The organism is Mycobacterium sp. AT1, assembly GCF_002043095.1.
In the GTDB taxonomy this organism is placed as follows: Bacteria; Actinomycetota; Actinomycetes; order Mycobacteriales; family Mycobacteriaceae; genus Mycobacterium.
In genome coordinates this window covers 140,733-160,307 of the sequence record NZ_MVOC01000010.1, presented here as the reverse complement: position 1 = coordinate 160,307, position 19,575 = coordinate 140,733, and the positions used below count along the sequence as shown (strand labels likewise).

The 19,575-nt window shown below is 64.6% G+C and carries 23 protein-coding genes; 19 read left to right on the top strand and 4 right to left on the bottom strand.

Annotation, left to right across the window (positions count from 1 at the left end):
• Window positions 1-13 precede the first annotated feature (13 nt).
• Both nuoN and B1790_RS06095 read left to right on the top strand, forming a co-directional pair.
• Complete coding sequence (nuoN, locus tag B1790_RS06100) at window positions 14-1,537, top strand: NADH-quinone oxidoreductase subunit NuoN (RefSeq protein WP_369832294.1); 1,524 nt, start codon at window positions 14-16, stop codon at window positions 1,535-1,537.
• 16 nt (window positions 1,538-1,553) lie between these two features.
• Window positions 1,554-1,958 carry a VOC family protein gene (locus B1790_RS06095; RefSeq protein WP_079922309.1) on the top strand — a complete coding sequence of 135 codons (405 nt, stop codon included), beginning with the start codon at window positions 1,554-1,556 and terminating at the stop codon, window positions 1,956-1,958.
• Here B1790_RS06095 and B1790_RS06090 read toward each other — a convergent pair.
• Together B1790_RS06090 and B1790_RS06085 are read right to left on the bottom strand one after the other, a co-directional pair.
• On the bottom strand, window positions 1,955-2,296 hold the full coding sequence (locus B1790_RS06090; protein WP_079922308.1) for a hypothetical protein: 342 nt from the start codon (window positions 2,294-2,296) through the stop codon (window positions 1,955-1,957). The two genes, B1790_RS06095 and B1790_RS06090, sit on opposite strands and share 4 nt — an antisense overlap.
• Before the next feature lie 53 nt (window positions 2,297-2,349).
• Complete coding sequence (locus B1790_RS06085; RefSeq protein WP_079922307.1) at window positions 2,350-2,952, bottom strand: TetR/AcrR family transcriptional regulator; 603 nt, start codon at window positions 2,950-2,952, stop codon at window positions 2,350-2,352.
• A gap of 41 nt (window positions 2,953-2,993) precedes the next feature.
• Here B1790_RS06085 and B1790_RS06080 point away from each other — a divergent pair, with 41 nt between their 5' ends.
• The 15 genes from B1790_RS06080 (at window position 2,994) to B1790_RS06025 (ending at window position 14,173) form a co-directional block, all read left to right on the top strand.
• Entirely contained in the window at window positions 2,994-4,133 is a 1,140-nt protein-coding gene (locus B1790_RS06080; RefSeq protein ID WP_079922306.1) for a phosphotransferase family protein, read from the top strand.
• Window positions 4,133-5,248 (top strand): hypothetical protein, encoded by a 1,116-nt coding sequence (locus tag B1790_RS06075; protein WP_079922305.1) that lies wholly within the window; start codon window positions 4,133-4,135, stop codon window positions 5,246-5,248. Before B1790_RS06080 ends, B1790_RS06075 begins: the two co-directional genes overlap by 1 nt.
• Before the next feature lie 142 nt (window positions 5,249-5,390).
• Window positions 5,391-7,103 carry an HNH endonuclease signature motif containing protein gene (locus tag B1790_RS06070; RefSeq protein ID WP_079922304.1) on the top strand — a complete coding sequence of 571 codons (1,713 nt, stop codon included), beginning with the start codon at window positions 5,391-5,393 and terminating at the stop codon, window positions 7,101-7,103.
• A gap of 81 nt (window positions 7,104-7,184) precedes the next feature.
• The gene (locus B1790_RS06065; RefSeq protein WP_079922353.1) at window positions 7,185-8,552 is read left to right on the top strand and encodes a recombinase family protein; all 1,368 of its coding nucleotides are present in this window, start codon (window positions 7,185-7,187) and stop codon (window positions 8,550-8,552) included.
• Window positions 8,543-8,974, top strand: coding sequence for a hypothetical protein (locus tag B1790_RS06060; RefSeq protein ID WP_142271069.1), 432 nt, complete (start codon window positions 8,543-8,545; stop codon window positions 8,972-8,974). The genes B1790_RS06065 and B1790_RS06060 overlap by 10 nt, the downstream gene beginning before the upstream one ends.
• A gap of 121 nt (window positions 8,975-9,095) precedes the next feature.
• Complete coding sequence (locus B1790_RS06055) at window positions 9,096-9,302, top strand: helix-turn-helix domain-containing protein (RefSeq protein WP_079922302.1); 207 nt, start codon at window positions 9,096-9,098, stop codon at window positions 9,300-9,302.
• On the top strand, window positions 9,299-9,460 hold the full coding sequence (locus B1790_RS34605) for a hypothetical protein (protein WP_158083772.1): 162 nt from the start codon (window positions 9,299-9,301) through the stop codon (window positions 9,458-9,460). The genes B1790_RS06055 and B1790_RS34605 overlap by 4 nt, the downstream gene beginning before the upstream one ends.
• 912 nt (window positions 9,461-10,372) lie before the next feature.
• On the top strand, window positions 10,373-10,588 hold the full coding sequence (locus tag B1790_RS34140) for a hypothetical protein (protein WP_142271067.1): 216 nt from the start codon (window positions 10,373-10,375) through the stop codon (window positions 10,586-10,588).
• A complete protein-coding gene (locus B1790_RS34135; protein ID WP_142271066.1) occupies window positions 10,585-10,764 on the top strand; it encodes a hypothetical protein in 180 nt (59 codons plus the stop codon). The genes B1790_RS34140 and B1790_RS34135 overlap by 4 nt, the downstream gene beginning before the upstream one ends.
• Entirely contained in the window at window positions 10,761-11,282 is a 522-nt protein-coding gene (locus tag B1790_RS34130; RefSeq protein ID WP_142271064.1) for a hypothetical protein, read from the top strand. Before B1790_RS34135 ends, B1790_RS34130 begins: the two co-directional genes overlap by 4 nt.
• Entirely contained in the window at window positions 11,279-11,746 is a 468-nt protein-coding gene (locus B1790_RS06045) for a helix-turn-helix domain-containing protein (RefSeq protein WP_158083771.1), read from the top strand. Before B1790_RS34130 ends, B1790_RS06045 begins: the two co-directional genes overlap by 4 nt.
• Before the next feature lie 18 nt (window positions 11,747-11,764).
• A complete protein-coding gene (locus tag B1790_RS06040; RefSeq protein WP_233164955.1) occupies window positions 11,765-12,340 on the top strand; it encodes a hypothetical protein in 576 nt (191 codons plus the stop codon).
• Window positions 12,337-12,717, top strand: coding sequence for a capsid cement protein (locus B1790_RS06035; protein WP_079922298.1), 381 nt, complete (start codon window positions 12,337-12,339; stop codon window positions 12,715-12,717). The genes B1790_RS06040 and B1790_RS06035 overlap by 4 nt, the downstream gene beginning before the upstream one ends.
• Before the next feature lie 64 nt (window positions 12,718-12,781).
• Entirely contained in the window at window positions 12,782-13,669 is an 888-nt protein-coding gene (locus B1790_RS06030) for a major capsid protein (protein WP_079922297.1), read from the top strand.
• Between the two features lie 24 nt (window positions 13,670-13,693).
• Window positions 13,694-14,173, top strand: coding sequence for a hypothetical protein (locus B1790_RS06025; RefSeq protein ID WP_079922296.1), 480 nt, complete (start codon window positions 13,694-13,696; stop codon window positions 14,171-14,173).
• Between the two features lie 284 nt (window positions 14,174-14,457).
• Here B1790_RS06025 and B1790_RS06020 read toward each other — a convergent pair whose 3' ends face one another.
• A complete protein-coding gene (locus B1790_RS06020) occupies window positions 14,458-17,967 on the bottom strand; it encodes a hypothetical protein (RefSeq protein ID WP_142271062.1) in 3,510 nt (1,169 codons plus the stop codon).
• A 234-nt stretch (window positions 17,968-18,201) separates the two neighbouring features.
• On the opposite strand from B1790_RS06020, the gene B1790_RS06015 reads away from it, so the two are divergent.
• Window positions 18,202-18,771, top strand: a complete 570-nt coding sequence (locus B1790_RS06015; RefSeq protein WP_079922294.1) for a hypothetical protein — start codon at window positions 18,202-18,204, stop codon at window positions 18,769-18,771.
• Window positions 18,772-18,825: 54 nt separating this feature from the next.
• Window positions 18,826-19,137 (top strand): hypothetical protein, encoded by a 312-nt coding sequence (locus B1790_RS06010; RefSeq protein ID WP_079922293.1) that lies wholly within the window; start codon window positions 18,826-18,828, stop codon window positions 19,135-19,137.
• 214 nt (window positions 19,138-19,351) lie between these two features.
• Here B1790_RS06010 and B1790_RS06005 read toward each other — a convergent pair whose 3' ends face one another.
• Complete coding sequence (locus B1790_RS06005) at window positions 19,352-19,552, bottom strand: hypothetical protein (RefSeq protein ID WP_079922292.1); 201 nt, start codon at window positions 19,550-19,552, stop codon at window positions 19,352-19,354.
• Window positions 19,553-19,575: the final 23 nt, after the last annotated feature.

The following is a 19,575-nucleotide window of genomic DNA, read 5'->3' as shown; positions in this document are numbered from 1 at the left end:
CCTCGTCTCACCGATGCTCATCGTCCTGGGCGTCGCCGTGCTCGGAGTTCTGGTCGAGGCGTTCCTGCCACGCGCCGCGCGTTACCCGGTGCAGCTGACGTTGGCGATCGGCGGCCAAGCCGCCGCGCTGGTCGCCGTCGTCGTCCAGTGGGTCGGGCTCGGGTCGTCGGCGGGCCAGACCGCCGTCATGGGCGCCGTCGCCGTCGACCGGCCGGCATTGTTCCTCCAGGGCACGCTGTTGACGATCGGGATCCTCGGCACGCTGCTGATCGCCGAACGCCGCATCGCCTCGGAGGTGGACGTCGACGACGGCGCAGGCGGTCTCGACGCCTTCACCCCGATGGCGTCGGCCGTGCCGGGCAGTGTCGCCGAAAGGCTCGCGACGAAGTCCGGCATCGCCCAGACCGAGGTCTTCCCGCTCACCATGTTCGCACTCGGCGGCATGATGCTGTTCGGCTCCTCCGACGACCTGCTGACCATGTTCGTTGCGCTGGAGGTCTTCTCGCTGCCGTTGTACCTGATGTGCGGACTGGCGCGGCGGCGCCGGCTGTTGTCGCAAGAGGCGGCCCTGAAGTACTTCCTGCTCGGTGCGTTCTCGTCGGCGTTCTTCCTGTACGGGATCGCCTTGCTGTACGGCTACTCCGGCAGCTTGAGCCTCAGCGGCATCCGCGAGCAAACGTCGGGCAACACCGGCATGGCACTCGTCGGGATCGGTCTGCTGTCGGTCGGCGTGCTGTTCAAAGTTGGTGCAGTGCCGTTCCATTCGTGGATCCCCGACGTCTATCAGGGCGCACCCACACCCGTCACGGCGTTCATGGCGGCGGCCACCAAGATCGCCGCATTCGGGGCCATGCTGCGCATCTTCTACGTGGCTCTCCCCGACTTCAAGGACGACTGGCGGCCGCTGATGTGGGGCGTCGCGATCCTCACGATGGTGGTGGGCACGGTGACCGCGGTGTCACAGACCGACGTGAAGCGGATGCTGGCCTATTCGTCGGTCGCCCACGCCGGGTTCATCCTCACCGGTGTCATCGCCTTGACCGACAGCGGTGTCTCCGCGACCCTGTTCTACCTCTTCGCATACGGGTTCAGCACCCTCGGCGCCTTCGCCGTCGTCAGCGTCGTGCGCAACGCCGCTGGCGAGGAGGAGACCGACATGACCCGGTGGGCGGGCCTGGGCCGCAGTCATCCCCTGGTCGGCGTGGTGTTCTCGCTGTTCCTGCTGGCGTTCGCGGGCATTCCGTTGACCAGTGGCTTCGTCAGCAAGTTCGCGGTGTTCAAGGCGGCCGCCGAGGGCGGCGCGGCGCCGCTGGTCATCGTCGGCGTCTGCGCCAGCGCCGTAGCGGCGTACTTCTACGTCCGCGTGATCGTGCTGCTGTTCTTCACCGATCCGCCAGAGGACGGTCCCACCGTGGTGGTGCCCAGCGCGCTGAGCATGGCCACCGTGACCCTGAGCGCCGCGATCACCTTGGTCCTCGGCGCCTTGCCGCAACCGATCCTCGACCTGGTGAACTCGGCGAACCAGTTCGTCGGCTAAACGAGAGGACACACCCGTGCCAACCTTTCCCGCACTGACCCACGTCGCCCTCACCGTGCGAGACCTGGCGGTGAGCGCGCCCTGGTATCAACAGCTCATCGGCGTCGACCCCCTGATCGACGAGGACACCGACGCCGGCTACCGGCACGTCGTCTGGGCGCTTCCGGACAACACGCTGTTGGGCATCCACCAGCACAGCCAGCCTGCGCCGGACGAGACGTTCAGCGAGTACCGCGTCGGTCTCGACCACGTCGCGTTCGCCTGCGGGTCGCGGGCCGAGCTCGAGGAGTGGGTGGCGCGTCTCGACGAACTGGGAATCACCCACGGCGGCATCGTCGACGCACCCTACGGCTCGGGGCTCAGCTTCCGAGACCCCGACGGGTCCGCTCTGGAGTTCTTCGCGCCGCCCGCCGAAGGCTAGGACTCCGCCGCAGAGTCGTCGTCGGAACCGGCCATCAGCACGTTCCACGCCTCGCGCCGCTTACGGTCCTGAACTTCCTTGCGCCATTGGGTGCCGCGCTGGCTGAAGTGGCCCTCCGCGGCCCGTTCGGCGATCTCGGTGATGCGACGGCCCAGCACCAGGGCCTCGCCGATCGTCATCGTCAGCAGGACCCCGGCCCGGTCGCCGTCCGGCCGACCCACGGGGTCGACGACGACTCTGGCCGTCTCCGCCCGCCCGTCGGCGTCGTCGGTCCACGGCGGCGTGGAGTACACCTCGGGTACCCCGTCCTCGTCGTTCAGGGTCAGCTGCACGTACATGCTGACAACGGTACTGCTTCGCCCTTCGACGCCGTCGGTCGACCAGTTCTGGGCTAGGCCTTGACGCCGTGGTTGACGATCGCGGCGGTCTGCTCCACCCAGTCGTCGTCCAGCGACCCGCCGGGGTCGAGAAGAAGTCGCAAAAGCGTTGCCCCACCGATGATCTCGATCATCCGCTGGGGGTCGACGTCGGCGTGCACCTCGCCGCGGGCGACGGCGCGGTCGAGCCGGTCCCTGACGACGCCGAAGAGTCCCACGAACCGACTCGTGACGCGGGCGTGCAGGTCGGCGTCGTCGGCCATGTCTGCGATGAGGCCCGGCAGCGCGGCCCGGACCACCGGGCTGGTGAACACGTCGCGGGCGGCGGCGACCATGGCGCGTACGTCGCCGCCGATGTCGCCTTCGGGGGTCGTCAGTGCGGTGGGCGCCGCGGGAAAGGCTGCCTCGTGGACCAATTCGGCCTTGCTGGACCATCGGCGATACAGCGCCGTCTTGGTGGTGCCGGCCCGCTCGGCGACCGCGGCCATCGTGAGATTCGCGTAGCCAACTTCGGTAAGCAGGTCCGCCGCCGCGCCCAGTACGGCAGCGTCGATGCGTGGGTCGCGAGGACGCCCCACGTTCGGGGTCTCGACAACGCCACTCGCGTCTGCTTTCATAACGCTACTCACCGTATCGTAATTACTCGAAGGGGTAAACCGTGGCGAATGACCCGGCTGTCGAAGACGTCAGCCGACTCCAGCACAGCTCCCGCGACAGCAGCACCCTTCCCGCGGTGATGTCACGGTGGCTCGCCACCGTCCTCCCCGGAGGGGCCGTGCCCACGGTGACCGTCGAAAGCAGCGTCGACGCCAACGGAATGTCGTCGGAGACGATCATCCTGACCGGTGAATGGGAGCAGGACGGCCGTACCACGACGCAGAAGTGGGTGGCCCGCGTCGCCCCCAGCGCCGCGGACGTGCCGGTCTTCCCGACCTATCGAATGGACCATCAGTTCGACGTCATCCGACTGGTCGGCGAGCTGAGCGACGTGCCCGTCCCCCGCGTCCGCTGGCTGGAGGAAACAGGCGAGGTGCTCGGCACGCCGTTCTTCCTGATGGACCTCGCCGACGGCGTAGTGCCACCCGACGTCATGCCGTATACGTTCGGCGGCAACTGGTTCGCCGACGCTCCCGCCGACAAGCAGCGTGAGCTCCAGGACTCCACCGTCGAGGTGCTGGCAAAACTGCATTCGATCCCCAACGCGGAGAACACCTTCGCCTTCCTCGCCGAGGTCGACCCACCCGGTGGCACCCCGCTGCGCCGACACTTCTCCTGGCTGAAGGACTGGTACGAATTCGCCGTGTCCGACATCGGTCGCTCGCCATTGGTCGAACGCGCACTGGCCTGGCTGGAGCAGCACTTCCCCGACGACGTCGCGGCGACTCGGCCCGTGCTGGCCTGGGGCGACTCGCGGATCGGCAACGTGCTCTACGAGGACTTCCGGCCCGTCGCCGTGCTGGACTGGGAGATGGCGACCGTCGGTCCACGCGAACTCGACGTGTCCTGGATCATCTTCGCCCACATGGTCTTTCAAGAGTTGGCAGGTTTGGCCGGACTGCCAGGTCTGCCCGACGTGCTGCGCGAGGACGACGTGCGCTCGACCTACGAGGAACTGACCGGCACCAACCTCGGCGCGCTGGACTGGTTCTACGTGTATTCCGGTGTGATCTGGTGCTGCGTGTTCATGCGGACCAGCGCCCGACGGGTGCACTTTGGCGAGATGGAGAAGCCGGACGACGTCGAGTCGCAGTTCTATCACGCGTCGCTGCTGAAGCGGCTGATTGGAGAAGTCAACTGATGCTCAGCCCCATGGACGAGTTTCCGCTGCACCAGGTTCCGCAGCCGATCGCACAGCCAGAGTCCTCGGACCGCAACTTCTACGACCGGTCCTACTTCAACGCCCACGACCGCAGCGGCGACATCTTCCTGATCACCGGCATCGGGTACTACCCGAACCTGGGGGTGAAGGACGCCTTCGTGCTCGTTCGCCGCGGTGACGTGCAGACCGCCGTGCACGTCTCCGACGCCATCGACCACGACCGCCTCAACCAGCACGTCCTGGGATACCGTGTCGAGGTTCAGGAGCCGCTGCACCGGCTGCGGATCGTCATGGACGAGACCGACGGAATCGCGGTCGACCTCACCTGGAACGGGCTGTTCGACGTCGTCCAGGAACAACGGCACCTCCTCCGGGCCGGTAACCGAATCACCTTGGACGCCCAGCGATTCGCGCAATTGGGTTCGTGGAGCGGACATCTCGCGATCGACGGCGAGGAGATCACCGTCGACCCGTCGACCTGGATCGGCAGCCGCGACCGGTCGTGGGGCATCCGGCCCGTCGGGGAGGCCGACCCCGCCGGGCGCCCCGCCGATCCGCCGTTCGAGGGCATGTGGTGGCTGTACGTGCCGATGGCGTTCGAGGACTTCTCGATCGTGCTCATCATTCAGGAGGATCCCAGCGGGTTCCGCTCGCTCAACGACTGCAAGCGGATCTGGAAGGACGGGCGCGTCGAACAACTGGGGTGGCCGCGCGTCAAGATTCACTACACCTCGGGGACGCGCATCCCGACCGGCGCCAGCGTCGACGCCACCGCGCTCGACGGGTCGCCGGTGCACTTCGAGGTGGAATCCAAACTGCCCGTGCCGATTCACGTCGGCGGCGGTTACGGCGGCGACTCGGACTGGATCCACGGCATGTGGAAGGGCGCGAAGTTCACCGAGCGTCTGACCTACGACATGACCGATCCCGCGATCGTAGGACGGGCCGGTTTCGGCGTGATCGACCACGTCGGCCGGGCGCTGTGCACCGAAGGCAATCGCGCACCCGTCGAGGGCTGGGGACTCTTCGAGCACGGCGCGCTTGGCCGTCACGACCCGTCGGGCTTCACCGACTGGCTGACGGTCGCGGACTAACGTTCCAATTGGGTCAACGGCTCTAGCACGCGGCTCCGACATTTCTGGCGACCTGGGCGGGGTTGTCCACAGGCTGGTGAGTTATCCACAGAACGCTTGTAGCAGAACGACTTTCGTCGTACCGACGTCATAAACTGAGATCATGTTCAACAGTCTGGTGGACGCGACGACCGGCCCCTCAGGTGCCGGGGCGCTCTCGGCGTGGACGCGGGTGGAGTCCGCCGCATGCGCCCGCAAGGTCGCGGCGGTGGCCGCCATGCTCGCCGAAGCCTACGCCGCGTCCGGGTCTGCGGATCGCGACCAATGGTGCCTGGACAACTTCGACGCAGTCGCCGCCCACGTCGGAGCCACCCAACGCATCACCCCCGGCGCCGCCTCCAACCAACTCCTCATCGCCGTCGCCCTGCACGAACGCTTCCCCCAGGTCGCCGCGATCTTCGCCGACGGCCTGATCACCTACCAACTGGTCCGGACCGTGGTGCAACGCGGAGCCCTGGTCGTCGACCCCGACGCGCTGCGCGCTCTCGACGCCCTACTGGCCGAGGCGTTCGGGACCTGGGAACCGATGTCGGTGGACAAGACCCAGAAGACCCTCGACGCCTACGTCGCCCAGGTAGACCCCCACGCGGTACGCCGCACCGAGACCAGGGCCCGAAGTCGGTCGGTCGATGTCAGCATCGAGGAGGACGGCAGCGGCCTGGCCACCGTCTACGCGACCTTGTTCGCCCACGACGCGAAGGCGTTCGAGGCCCGGTTGCGAGGACTGGCCGACACCGTGTGTCCGGCTGATCCGCGCACCGCCGAGCAGCGCCGGGCCGATGCCATCGGCGCCCTCTCTCACGGCAACGACCGCCTGGCGTGTCTGTGCGAGTCCGACGACTGCCCGGGCGGTGAGAACCCGCCTTCAACCGGGGTGGTGGTCTACGTGATCGCGAGCGCGGACACCACCGCCACGCCGCCGACGTCTGCGCCCGAGCCGGCACCCACCGCGCCCGCACCGGCCGGCACCGTGGACGCCGATCCCGCTGACACTACGAACGAGGCTGCCGCACCGCATGAGTCGACCGACGAGCGCACCGCCCTCGACGGTGAATCACCGGCGATGTTCGGCCGCCCGCTGCGCGAGCTCACGCTGACCGCGGCCCTCACCCCCGCCCCCGGCAAGCTGGCCAACCTGCGGCCGGCGGCGATGATGGGTGCCCAGTTCCTCCCCGGAGCGATCGCCTGCCGCGCCGCAATCGGGGCGACCATCACCCCGATCGTCCACCCCGGGCAAGCGCCACCAGAACCCCACTACCGCCCGTCGAAGAAACTGGCAGACTTCGTCCGCTGCCGAGACATGACGTGCCGCTTCCCCGGCTGCAGCGTGCCCGCGACCCACTCAGACCTCGACCACACGATTCCGTGGCCGTGCGGGCCGACGGCGGCGTCCAACCTGAAATGTCTCTGCCGAAAGCACCATCAATTGTCTGTAGTACGTTTTAACTATGGCGGAAGTAGAAGACCACCTGCGCAACGATCCGAGCTGGGAGGGCAATGTCCAGGCGGCAATCGCCGCTCAGCTGGTCGCAGACGGTGCAAGGGTCATCGCCTTGGCCGACACCGCCTCGCAGGCGCACGGTGTCGACATCATCGCCGAGCGCGACGGGCGGCAATTGTTCATAGAGGTCAAGGGCTATCCCCCGACCGTCTACGCGCGCGGGCCAAACGCAGGGCGGCCCAAGAAAGCGCAGTCCCCGGACCCCTGGCTAGCGAAGGCGCTACTGACCACGTTGCGGACTCGCTACAAGTTCCCGGCGGCACAAGTTGCGATTGGTCTGCCCGACAAGCCGCGGTATCGCGACTTACTGGGTGAAATTGGCGAGGCGATGACCACGCTTGAGATTGAGGTCTTCCTTGTGCGCGCGGACGGCTCTGTCTACGTATGGAACGCGTGATGCAAGCCGCCGTTTATCTACGCATATCGTCCGATCCGTCCGGGCAGGCGCTTGGCGTCGCACGCCAGCGCGAGGACTGTGTTGCCTTGTGCGCCTCGAAGGGCTGGACGCCGATCGAATATGTCGATAACGACGTCAGCGCTTCGACGGGCAAGAAGCGGCCCGCCTATGAGCGTCTATTGGCCGATATCGGCGACGGCCGGATCGGCGCGGTGGTCGCCTGGGATCTCGATCGGCTACACCGGCGGCCGACCGAGCTAGAGGCGTTCATGGACCTCGCCGACGCGCACCGGTTGGCGCTGGCGACCGCGTCCGGCGACGTCGATCTGTCCACCGCACAGGGCCGGTTGACCGCGCGCCTGAAGGGTGCGGTCGCGCGCCACGAGATCGAGCACAAGTCGGATCGGCAGAAGCGAGCCGCACAGCAGAAGGCTGCAAGGGGAGAGCCACAGTGGCGCAACGCATTCGGGTTCACTTATGACGGTAGCCGCACCCCCGACCCGGTGACCGCTCCGTTGGTGAAGCAGGCGTACGAGTCGATCCTGTCGGGCGGTTCGATCAGCGACATCGCCCGCGAGTGGAACGCCGCCGGTGCGCACGGGCTGACGGGCAAGCCGTGGTCGGCATCGACGGTGAGCCTATTTCTACGCAAGCCGCGCAACGCGGGGTTGCGGGACCACAACGGCGAGATCGTCGGCGCGGGCACATGGCCGCCACTGGTGGACGAGGAGACGTGGCGGGCCGCCCAGGCGATCCTCGACGCGCCGGGCCGCGCCCCGGGCCGCAAGACGGTCCGCCGACACCTGCTCACCGGTGTGTTGCGATGCGGCAAGCCGGGCTGCGGCGGACACCTGTCGGGGTACGAGGACCTCAAGAAGCGGATCGCGTACCGCTGCAAGAACTGCATGGGTGTCAGCGTTCGCGCCGAGCTTGTCGAGCCGCTGATCGACGCCGCAGTCGCCGAGCGGTTGGCCCGCCCAGATGCGGTGGACCTGCTTAAGGTCGCCCAGCATGACGCCGTCGAGGCCCAGCAGTTACGCGCCGAAAAGCAACGCCTGTACGCGCAGATTCGGGAGGCCGAAGCCGAGTACGACGACGGCGTGATTGACGGCCGGAGGTTGGCCGCCCGCAAGGAACGCGTGACCGAGAAGCTCGACGCAATCGAACGCCGCCAGATGGATCAGGACCGGTTACGGGTATTCGACGGGTTACCGCTGGGTACACCCGAGGTCACGGCGCGGGTGCGGGCGCTGTCGCCGGACCGGCTACGCGCGGTGATCGACGTCCTCGTGGAGTTCACGGTCGCACCGGTCGGCAAGGGCGGCAGGGTCTTCCACCCCGACAGGGTATCGGCGGTGTGGAAGTGATCGCGGCCCCTGCCGTTAGCCGATTTGTGAGCCAAGTTGTATTCGACGAGAACTATCCGACTATCGCCGCCGAAGTCCAGACGCTGATCGGAAATGGCGGCGAGGCCCGACGGCGTGCGCGGGTCATCACGTGTCGGACCGACCGCGGGGATCTGCTCGCAGAGGTGATTGAGACGACGTCGGGGTGGGTTGTGCATTACCGCGACGGCAACGGTGACCTGAACCGAAATGCAGATTCCTACATGCCGTTTCGTCGCGGCGGTTGGGCGTTGGAGCCGCTGACGGGTGACCGCGGCCAGTTGTTCGAGGCGGTGGGACGATCGGGGTTGTACGGCCTGCAGGGTGCCTACTTCATCGACAGAATTGCAGCTGGGGAGATTGGATTCACAGTGCGGAAGCCCGATCGGTTAAGCCGTCCCTGACGGGCGGTGCGTGCATATCGCCGCACGTGTGCGGTATGTTGCGAGTCGCCCACTCGACCGGGATTGAGACGAACACGTTTGCACTGGGCCGCAAGCCGAACCCTGAGAAGGTCGGCCTCCCATGCCCGAACCCGATTCCCGCGATGTCGCTGCACACCCGCGATTGGTCACCCCAAAAGTCGCCGCTGAATACTGCGGCGTTCACCCCTACACGATCCGGCGGTGGGTCCAGCAGGGCCGCCTTGAGGGGTACCGCACCGGCCCGAAGCTGATCCGGGTCGACCTCGACGCCGTCGAAGCACTGGTCGTGCCCGTGGTTCCGTCGTGACCGCACCGACGGAACCAGCCGAATTATCACCAGAGGGCGCCGCGTGGGTGCGGCGCGTAGTCGACGCCGCCCCGCCGCTATCCGACGAACAACGCACCCGGCTGGCCGAACTGCTGCGCCCGGCGCGGGCCGCCGGTGCGGACGGCGGTTCATCGTGAGAAACGAACGGCCCGACGCGCGGGGGACGAGCCGAACATTCACCACGCCAATGGATACCGGCCAGCGTAACGCCGCCAGCGGCGTGAACGACTGGGTGTGATCAGTGGGAAAGAGAAACCCTATTCATGTGGTCGGCGACCCCATGCGAAAGGGCGTGACGTGGCTATCCGATGACCTGCTCCGCGTAGGCGCGCACGATGACGCGCAGGGCTCAGACGGGCTCGTAGTCGTGGCCTACCTGCTGTCACGGGTCAGCGCACCGAACAAACCCGCGTGGGAAACGTCGGCGGCACAGATGTCAGAGCAGTTCGGATGGGGCCGCAATCGCGAGCCCGCGTCCCGAGCAATCGACCGGGCAGTAAAGGACCACCGCCTGGTTATCCGTAGCTATCTGCGCGACGGGCAGCTGATACCGCGGCGATGCGCGTACGTGGTGTGTGCCGGTGGCCGCCGATTCACAGACGAAGAGCTATTGCGTTGCACGCCGCCGATCGCCGTGCCATCGAAGCCAGCAAGGGAGGTTGTGCAGTGACCGCAATCATGCACGGCAGCAGTGCAACATCCACGATCTCGTCATGCACGGAACCGGTGCATGAACCGATCGGCCACCTTGCACGGTTCCGGTGCAAGATCGCGAGTGCGGACCTTGCACGGTTTTTTGTGCAACATCAGCACCCCGCACCTTGCACCGCGGCCGTGCAAGGTGTCATGCACGGTCCTGGTGCAACAAAGGACAACCCACCTACGGACTACACATCCCCGTCATGCACATGCGTGCAAGACGGACGTATCCCGCTGCCGCAGCTTCACGATGTGGTTACGCAAATCGGGGACACCGCAGTAACCCCACGACCGCACGCGCGAATGAAAAGCCCCAGCGCCCGCAGCGCCGCGCAGCGACAGGAAGCTTCATGAGTCGTGTGAGCGTTGCCAAGCAGGCGGCCCGGACGGCGCGGGCCGCTGCGATCCTGGCCTGCCATAGCTGTGGGCCGACGGGCTGGCGGCTGGCCACAGACGGCACACCGGTCGACCCGGCGGTGCGCTGCGGCCACGGCACGACGCCGCCGCCGGTAGGCCGGGATATCACCGAGCCGATCCACGAGCCGCCGTCGGAGGCCGCGCGATGACCGGGCCAATGACCTTCGCTCTGCTCGACGCCGTCCGCGTCATGGTCGGCTTCGCCGTCGGTTATGCCACGGCCCGCGCCGTCGCCCGGTGCCCTGTCTGCGGGCAACCCGCCACGATCACCGGCCTGTGCGCCCGCTGCGCACCGGTTGCCAACCCACGCAAGGAGATCCCATGAGTGACCACTCGAGTCGCCGACCGGCCGACGACGCTGCCGAGGAAGCCCTGGTGCATCGTGTCGCTGAGGCGCAGGCCGCCCGCTTGGGCCACCCGGTGCCGGTCGACCTCGACCCGTTGGAGGTGCGGCTCCGCGTCGGAATCCGGCGCGACGCGCTGACTGTCGCGCTGTGGGCACTGCGCCGCGACGGCGGGGGCGTGCCCGATGCCATCGATACCGCAGCGGAACGCTGCACCGACTGCGGCATCTGCAACCTGCCAGTCGACGTCGCGCTGGCGATCCTGCACCGGACACCCGGGACCGATACTCGCGCCGACCTGCGTACCGAACTCGGCGCGGTACTCGCCGATTGGAAGTCGCGCGATGACCGCATGACGCGCCCGCGAATCGAGTTGACGGTGTGGCGGTTGACCGAGACCACCCGCGGTGTCCTGGACCGCGACCGCACCGGTATCGGTATCACCGACCTCATCGATGCCATTGCCGACGAACTTACGATTTACGCGGGTATGTCGTGATCCGGGTGCCGCCCGGCGCGGTGATTCTCGACCCCGCCGAGGTCGACTTCATAGCAGGTGGCCTGGAGTTGCTCGCCGAAGTCTTGGCCGCCCGCCGCGACGCCGACGGAAACCGCACCACGTCCACGCCGACACCCAAACTGGTTGCGCTGACCACGAAACTGCGCCGCGCCGCTGGCGATTCCACCGAGCCGGGATCGACGAACGCCAGTGCCGGCTACCTCCCGAAACTGTCCAAATCGCCAGTTGACACCGCCAGCGTCTGTGACACACAACGTGATTGGGTGCACGCTGGCTCGCATAGCGACATCGGTACAGCGGAGGCTGCGCGACGGTTGGGAATTACACCCAACGGGGTTCGCGATCTCGTCCGCCGCGGCCGCCTGGACGTCCGTCGCGCCGGTGGCCGGTGGCTCGTCAGCGCTGCATCCGTCGACGCCCATGCGGCACGACAGGGCCGGTGATAGGTAGTGCCGGTCAACGTGACGTCCATCCCAAACGTGCCGCTGCTGCACTGCGGTGAGCATGACGCATCGACCGGGCCGTGGACGGTGACACCCGCAGACCTTCTGTCGATCGTCGAGGCGCACACCGCTGGGATCGCCACCCCGATCCTGCACCTCGGCCACCAGGGGCCGATGCGCGACGCCAGCCCAGCCCTCGGCACCGTGACCGCACTGCGGATCACCGACGGCGGCAACACACTTACCGGCACCCTCGCCGGTGTCCCGCGCGCCATCGCGGGCGTGCTGGCACGCGCCTACCCACAACGCTCGGTGGAGTGCCTGCTCAACCACACCGACCGCACCGGCCGTACCTGGCAGTGCGTCCTCATCGGCGTCGCCCTGCTCGGTGCCACCCATCCCGCGGTCAAGGAACTCGAATCCCTCGACGACGTATGCCGCCTCTACGGCGTAGACGTCGCCGCATCCGGCCGCCGCATCGCCATCGCCTCCGCGCCCGATGTCGCAGCCGAACGTGCCCGCGCCGTCGCACTGGCCCGCGCCCGCCGAACACGCTCCACCCGCAGCATCTCCCACGAAAGGACACCAGCGTGAGCACCGTCATCACCCAGCCATGGGTCTACGCCCCCGGCGAGGCCATCACCGCCTCAGCAACCGCACCCGTCACCGTCCGGCGCATCGTGCGGGTCAGTGGCAATCGGGACGCCAACGGCAACATCGCAGTCGCCCCCGCCGGTACCGGTGTCGTCGCCCTCGGTGTTGCCGCCAACGACGCGGCCACCGGCCAGTTGGTGCGCGTGGCCCGCGGCGGGGTCGTCCGGGTGATGGCCGAGGCAAGCATCACTGCCGGTGCTGCGGTTCAGGTCGGTGCCGCCGCCGGGGTCGTCACTGCCAGCACCGGCACCGTGATCGGGCACGCCGTTACCGGTGTCGCCGCCGGTGCCGTCGCCGAGATCGCCTGGCCCGCCTGACCGATGACCGTGTCTCCCCGTCACCCTGCCGCCAACGCTCGACACGCCCCAAGGAGCTGCCACCATGCCTAGCGCACTCGTCCCCGAACTCAACGGCCGCGTCCTATCCGTCGACACCGCCCTCCGAACCCCCTCTATCATCCAGGCGCACATCGCCCGCCTCGCCGACGAAGTCCTGTTGCTGCCGAAGTTCCTGCGCCAGTTAGGGACGCCGGTCATCGGCGGCGGCATCCTGTTCCACTCCGTGCAGGCATCCGACTTCTACAGCAGCGACGTGGAGATGCGGACCCCTGGCGCGGAGTACCGCGTCGTCGAAGGTGTCGACCCGGACCCTCAGCTCGCCGTAGTCGAGGACTGGGGCGGCAAGTTCTTCATTGACGACACCGCCATCACCCGCAATACCGTCAACTACCTCGACCAGCAGACCACCCAGCTCGCCAACACCATCGCCCGCAAGCTCGACGCGCGCCTCATGGCCAAAGTCGGTGCTGCCGGTATCGCCACCTTCACGACGGCATCCGGTTGGAGCGACCTGACTTTTGTGGGCCCCCTCACCGACCTCACGTCGTCGGCGAATCGGCCCACCGCCCACTTCGCCGAGGTGCAGGAAATGGCCGACCTCGAGGAACTCGGCGTGACCCACGATCTTCTCATCGTGCACCCGGAACAAGCCCGGCAACTGCGTACGGCCTACGCCGAGAACCTCGACGCCATGCTCGAATCGGCCGGGTTCACCAACGGTATGTTCGCCAACCCCCGCGTACCGATCGGCACCGCCTACACCCTGCAACAGGGCACGGTCGGCACCATCGGATGGGAGTCCGCGGGATTGGTCACAGAGGTCATAGACGACCGCCACAAGCGCGGCAAATGGGTGCAGGCCTACGCCGTGCCAGCCATAGCGATCGACCGCCCATACGCCGCAAAGCGAATCAACGGACTCAGCGACTAGCAGCGCGGAAGGAATTGCACGACAATGGCATTAACACTGAACGACACCCAAGAGGCCGAGCTGATCAAACTGCTCGGGTTGCCCGAGGCAGAACCTGGCGAGGCCGATACCGAACTCGTAATCGACACCGTCGTGGACCTCGCCGCCCAGGCCGAGGCTTTCGACCCCGCGAAGCCATCCGCCGTCGCCGCGGCCGCACGACGAAGCGGCATGGACCTCGTCGACCACGATCTCCACGAAGCCCTCAAACGCGACGCGGCAGCCGGTCGCCAAGCCGTGGCGGCCGCCGCGCGCCAGAAGGTAGAAGCGTCTGTCGACGCCGCAATCGACCGCGGCGCACTGGCCCCGGCCCGACGCGGTGCATGGATTGAGCTGATCTCAGCGGACAACGCCATGGCCGATGTTCTGGCCAAGGTGCCCGATCACGCTGTGGTGCCCCTGTCCGAAATCGGTCACGCCGCGACCCCGAGCGATATCGACCGGCCCGTCGGATGGTTCTACTGACCTAGACCCACCTGGGCGTCGCATGCGTTGCGGCGGGCGCGTCCAGGCGTGCCGGACTCGCAGAATGCCATCCGGGTCGGGTCCGGCACCGCGGCACCCCGTCCGGACTCCTCGCGGTCGGGGTGCCGCACCATCCGTCAGCAGCCGGTCGGTGCACCCTGTTCGGGACCCCCACCCCAAGAATGTTGGGTGGGGGGTGGGGCGACTCCCTTTGGTTAGTCGCGACATTTTTTTTGCGGGGCCTCAGAAGAATTTCGAGGACGCGACTGTCCCGGTCGCTGCTGCTACAGATCGCCTCTGACTTGGGCCTCTCGAAACCTAGCGCGTGCCTCCTCAAGCCGCGGTTCGTAATGCCGCACGCCTGCTGACCCGACCGCTGCGACGTCTCGATCATCCGATTCGGCGAGGAGAAGCATCTGTTCTAGGTATCCCTGCACCCGTTCATGTTCCTCGCCCCACTGCGAACCAAGTTCAACCCTCACAGCTATCGACAGCGGGCTTACGCCCCGTGGTGCGAGCAAGCGCGCCAAAGCCTCGATCGGGACAGGAGAACCTAGCCCGTTGAATAGTGTTTCGACCTGCTCAACCTCGACATGATTACCTTCGAGCAGGCTTTCTAGCCAGGCGATATCGTTGCCACTCAGGACTGCCAGCACGTGACGTCTTTCCCGCGTGCCCTCCCCGCAACTCAGGAATAGCCGTGACTTCGCCGCGGCACCGAGCATCGGTGCAGTATCTTCGAACGGTTGTAGGGCCTTATAGATATCGGCGTTGGAAGGCAATCCCATCGCATTCTCGAACAAGTGCTCATAGATAGCGGGATAGCTTGATATCAGCCGGTCAAGAAAGTAAGAACTGTGTCGCCCGTGAGGCAGTTCTGCGACGACTACGCTTTTCAGCGCTTCCAGCACTCGGGGCACCATGTCCGAAGGAATAGCCGAATCCAGAGATCCGTCGGTGCTCAGAATTAGTGCACTGGCATAACTCGCACGGACTGCTTGATTTTCGTGTTCAATTAGCCTGGAAGCAATCGCCACTGCCGATTCATCTGTGACAACTGGCGCCAATAAGTCACCAACGTCATGAGGGGTGAGGTGAGGTAAAACGCGGTCGACGTAGGGATTGATTGTAGATGCGAGTGCGTATCCCACCACAAACTGCCGCACCGAACTAGTCTCGTCGAGCCATGCAGTCAACGTTTCGCTGTCGACATCTGATTGAGCGAGCGCAGCAGTAATTAAAGGCCCGGCTTCAGGAAACATTTTGTTCTCGACAGCAATCCGGGCCAAAGGCAGCGCATCCGATCCTGTTTGCGCGATTATCCGGAAAAGCGTGAACATGGGACTGCCTAAATGGTGGTCCCAATCGGACATGTGGCGCCGAATGTCGACTAGACGACTCATGAACTCTTGAGGCTGCACCATCCCTCGCTGCACTTCGCGCTGTAGCGCTCGCTCGGACGCCGACTTACGCGCATGCCAATCAGCGCCTTCGTCGGACACCAAGAAAATGGCGGCTAAAAGGGGATCCCGCTCAGTGAACTCGCGACCGAGTTCTTTCGAGAAGGTTCGGACAGTCGCCCTAATGCCCGGAAAGTCGTTGCTATTTGCCATTATGTAATCCGCCAAAGCACCGGCCAGTAGTTTCGCCTCGCCCATCTGCTCTTGGGATATCTCTCGACCGAATCCCGGGCTAAAACCGCGCGCAATCAGCGCCCACTGCCTAAAAAGTGCAGTCAATTGAGTAAGCTCGCCATGGTCTGGATTCGAAGCGGTCGAACTATATGATGACCAAATTTGATCGTTAAACATCGCCATGGATTCGGCAGGTAGAACGACGGAGAAAAGCCGCAAGAGTCGACGGTCCTCTGGACTAAGGGTGTTGGATTCAAAGGCAGGGTTAAGCAGCTCACACAATAGCGTCGTACGTAAGCTTGCTGTGTCAGCAGACGGTTCACCAGCAATCCAGTCGCTCACCTGCTGCCATATACGAAGTAGGGGAGCTAGATTTATTGATCCGTCGGGGATTGCTATGTTTCTTATTTGGTCGATGAATCCCGCAAGAAGCCGTTTCTTTAAGCCTTGGTCGCCGACCTTGCTTGCAAACGACATCACATCGTCGACTACCGAATATAGGTCCATATCCCGTATGGCATCTGCAAAGTACGTGGCGACTTGATCCAAAATCGCTTGGCGCCGCAACTGCGTATCGTTATTCGATCGCTCCCACTCAATGAGTGCCCGCTCTATCACTTCGTGGGCCTCGTTTGCGCCGAGGTGTAAGTAGTGTCGATATATGTCAGATCCCACGCCTATGACACCCTGATTGCTCATCGCGGAGAATAATGATCGAGCTACAGGGTAGGCGCCGTTTACGCCCAGAAGTGCGGCCCGAATGCAATGTAATGTGATCGAGTCCTGTTTCGACGGCCACGCTTCGAACAATTCGGCCAGTGGCACAACTGCTGGGCGCGGACCAAAGAATGCATCAACCACTATGCTCGTAGCGAGAATTTGCGGTTCGACACCGTAAACGTTTTCGCGGTTCGCTTGCGGCGTCCACTGCTGGCGAACGTCTAACAATCCGCCGACCGCCAAGTCATCGATCAAATGGCGAACGGTCGTCCTTGATATCTCTAGCTGGCTGGACACCGAGGCTATGTCGCTCTCCGCGGCGGTGCCTAGTATTGCAATGGCGGCCAGTACATCTCTTGCCTCCTTCGAAATTCCGGCGCGGATTAGGTACCGGGAAATCTCGCCCCTTATGGCTTCACCCGTCTGAACCTCGCGCCATTCCACCCCGCCTTTGATTAAATCAATTAGGCGCGAAGCCCAAGCCGGTCTTCCCTTCGCCTGATCAAGGATCCGACCTACGAGCGACTCACGTGTGATGCCGGCATCGCGAATGATCTTGGCGACATCCTGCCGGATCAGTGGCAACACCTGCATCTCGAGTGCCGATGCAAGGCTGATGGCTAATTCCTCGCGTTGATGCGGCCAGCAGACGGCAATTATTCGAAACGGGAGTCCCTCGTGACGCCGAATCTGTTGCAAGTCTTCCAACAGATTCATGCGGCGTGGCGCATCGTCGACAACGAGAATGCTCGGCTGAGTTGTCATCACGTCGTCCATTAACCGCTCGGCGGTGGGCGTACCATCGACAAAATAGAGTCCTTCGGTTTTCTCTAAAATTGCAGATTTACCCACTCCAGGAACGCCGTAAAGTAGTATGTCTTCGGCCGAGTTTTTTATCGTGTCCAGGTCTTCGGTGCGGCCTACGATGTCGAAATCTCGAGACTCGACATTCCGGCGAGCCGAATACTTCGATAGTGAAAAGGGTCCGCCGGGCAGACCAAGCAGTTTCTCTCGCCAATCACCACTGAGCCGGAGTCGATCTGCAAATAAGGCTCGATCAAGAATAGCTTCGAGTTTGTACCCGCGACTAGCGGCTAAGTCCTCCAGCTTCTTGCGCTTGCTTTGATTTAACTCGGCAAGGCTGACCGATACGATCGTCTTCCCCGGCATTGCGTGCTGTTCTAGCGAATCCATTGACGATCTCAAATTTTTCCTCGCACCTTCGTAGGTGCGCGAGGACGTTATCGCCATACGGGTCGGCGGTGCACCCGTTCCGTTGAGGATGTCTGCGTCTCGTCCGCTATCCGACCCTCCTCTCACAGCTACAAGATTGGGGTACAGATCCTGCAACAGGTCTGTTGCGCACTCTTCGAAGACGTTTGCGTCGATTCGGACGCTCTTGCTGTCGAGAGCGGCGGAAATTCGATCAATTAGGTTCATGCTTGCCCCGCCTGCACGCTACAAAGAAACAATGGATGATGGCACGTCAGCCAGATTGTATGAGTGTCCGCCTAACGCGACGCGATCCTTGCTGTAGGGCATGGTGTGTCGCTGCGACTGGACAAGATTTCATACTTCGCATCCTGTCCTCCTTAGTGGATGTGCTGGTTATCGCAACTTTCGGGCCCTTCACGGCTTGCGTCGGTCCGTAACCCAACGTTCTAGGCTTAACTCATGAAGCTCGAGCAGGTGCGAATCCGCGCCGCATTCCATGAGGCTGGGCACGCCGTGGCAGCCCTGCGCCGCGGCGGATACGTCACATATATCAACCTGACGGACCCGGTGAAGCAGTTGCAAGAGACCTCCACCGACATACAAACCGCTGATCGGGCCTTTATGACCTGGGCGGGGCCTTGGACACAGGCGCGCTGGGAGGGCAACCCGACGATGCAACGAGCTATAGAGATCCTCCAGACACAAAGTTTCTTCGACTGGAAGTTCTACGAGAAGCAGTTCGGCAACGACGTTGACGCCTGGGCCGATGCGGCCGAAGAAGCCCAGAATTCAGGGCAACCGATGCCCGAGAACCGACCGCCGGTCACGCCGCCTCTCCCCGGTTGGTTCCCGGTGCTTGATCAAGCCTGGCCCGAAATTGAGCAGCTAGCCAACAAGCTGATTCGTCGCAAACAACGCATCGAGTTGAGCAACGGTCGGGTCCTCGAGAAGGACGGTCTTTACAACCAGTGGGCGGACTTCGACCACCCGAAGGTCGTTGACGACCCGAGCCTGCCCGCCGTCAGGTGACGTCGCCGGGCAACTCCCTCGTTAGAACGTATTCTGTTATGTCGTTGTCACCACTTGCTGAAGACGTTCTGGGGCGGTGAGAGTGGTTGGCGTGACGAGCAGCTCGACGACGGCACCGTCATCTGGACCGCACCCGACGGCCGGGAACACCTCACCACACCGGGCAGCCGACTACTCTTCCCCGAGCTCAGTGCACCCACTACGACAGTGACGACGACGGGCAGGCCCGCACCGCACACCACCGGGCTCACCATGCCGCGCCGCAGGACCACCCGCACCGAAGACCACGCCGCACGGATCGCAGCCGAACGCGAACTCAACGGTTCTACGAGCCGCCCTGCCGCCGGGCTGACTGTGGCGGACTAGCAAGGATGCCGACGTAATCATTCTCCGCTCGACGGCGTTCACCCTCAGGGGTTCGAACGCACGTCGAGAAGGAGACGTCATGGTCATCGTGCTGTCGGCGCTGATCCTGGTCGCCCGCGAGCATTCCATCGAAAATGCTGGGCCCACTACCGTCGCTCGAGGCATGAAGAAGGGGCACCCGATCACCGGGTACCCCTTCGTCGTCAAGCGTGGGTTAGCGGCCGTTGCCTACGATCGAAGTGACCGAGCCGACACTGGCGCGCTGCTGAATGTCGTTGACCCACTGGTGATGGTCGATGTCGGCGCTCGCGGGTGCGGCCAGCCCGAAGAGGGCGGCGGCGAATCCGGAGGCGACGATGCTGGCGATGCTGAACTTCTTCATGCCGGTGTCAACGACGCCCACCGCCGGTTTCATTCCAGGCGCACGCTGCGGGGTGG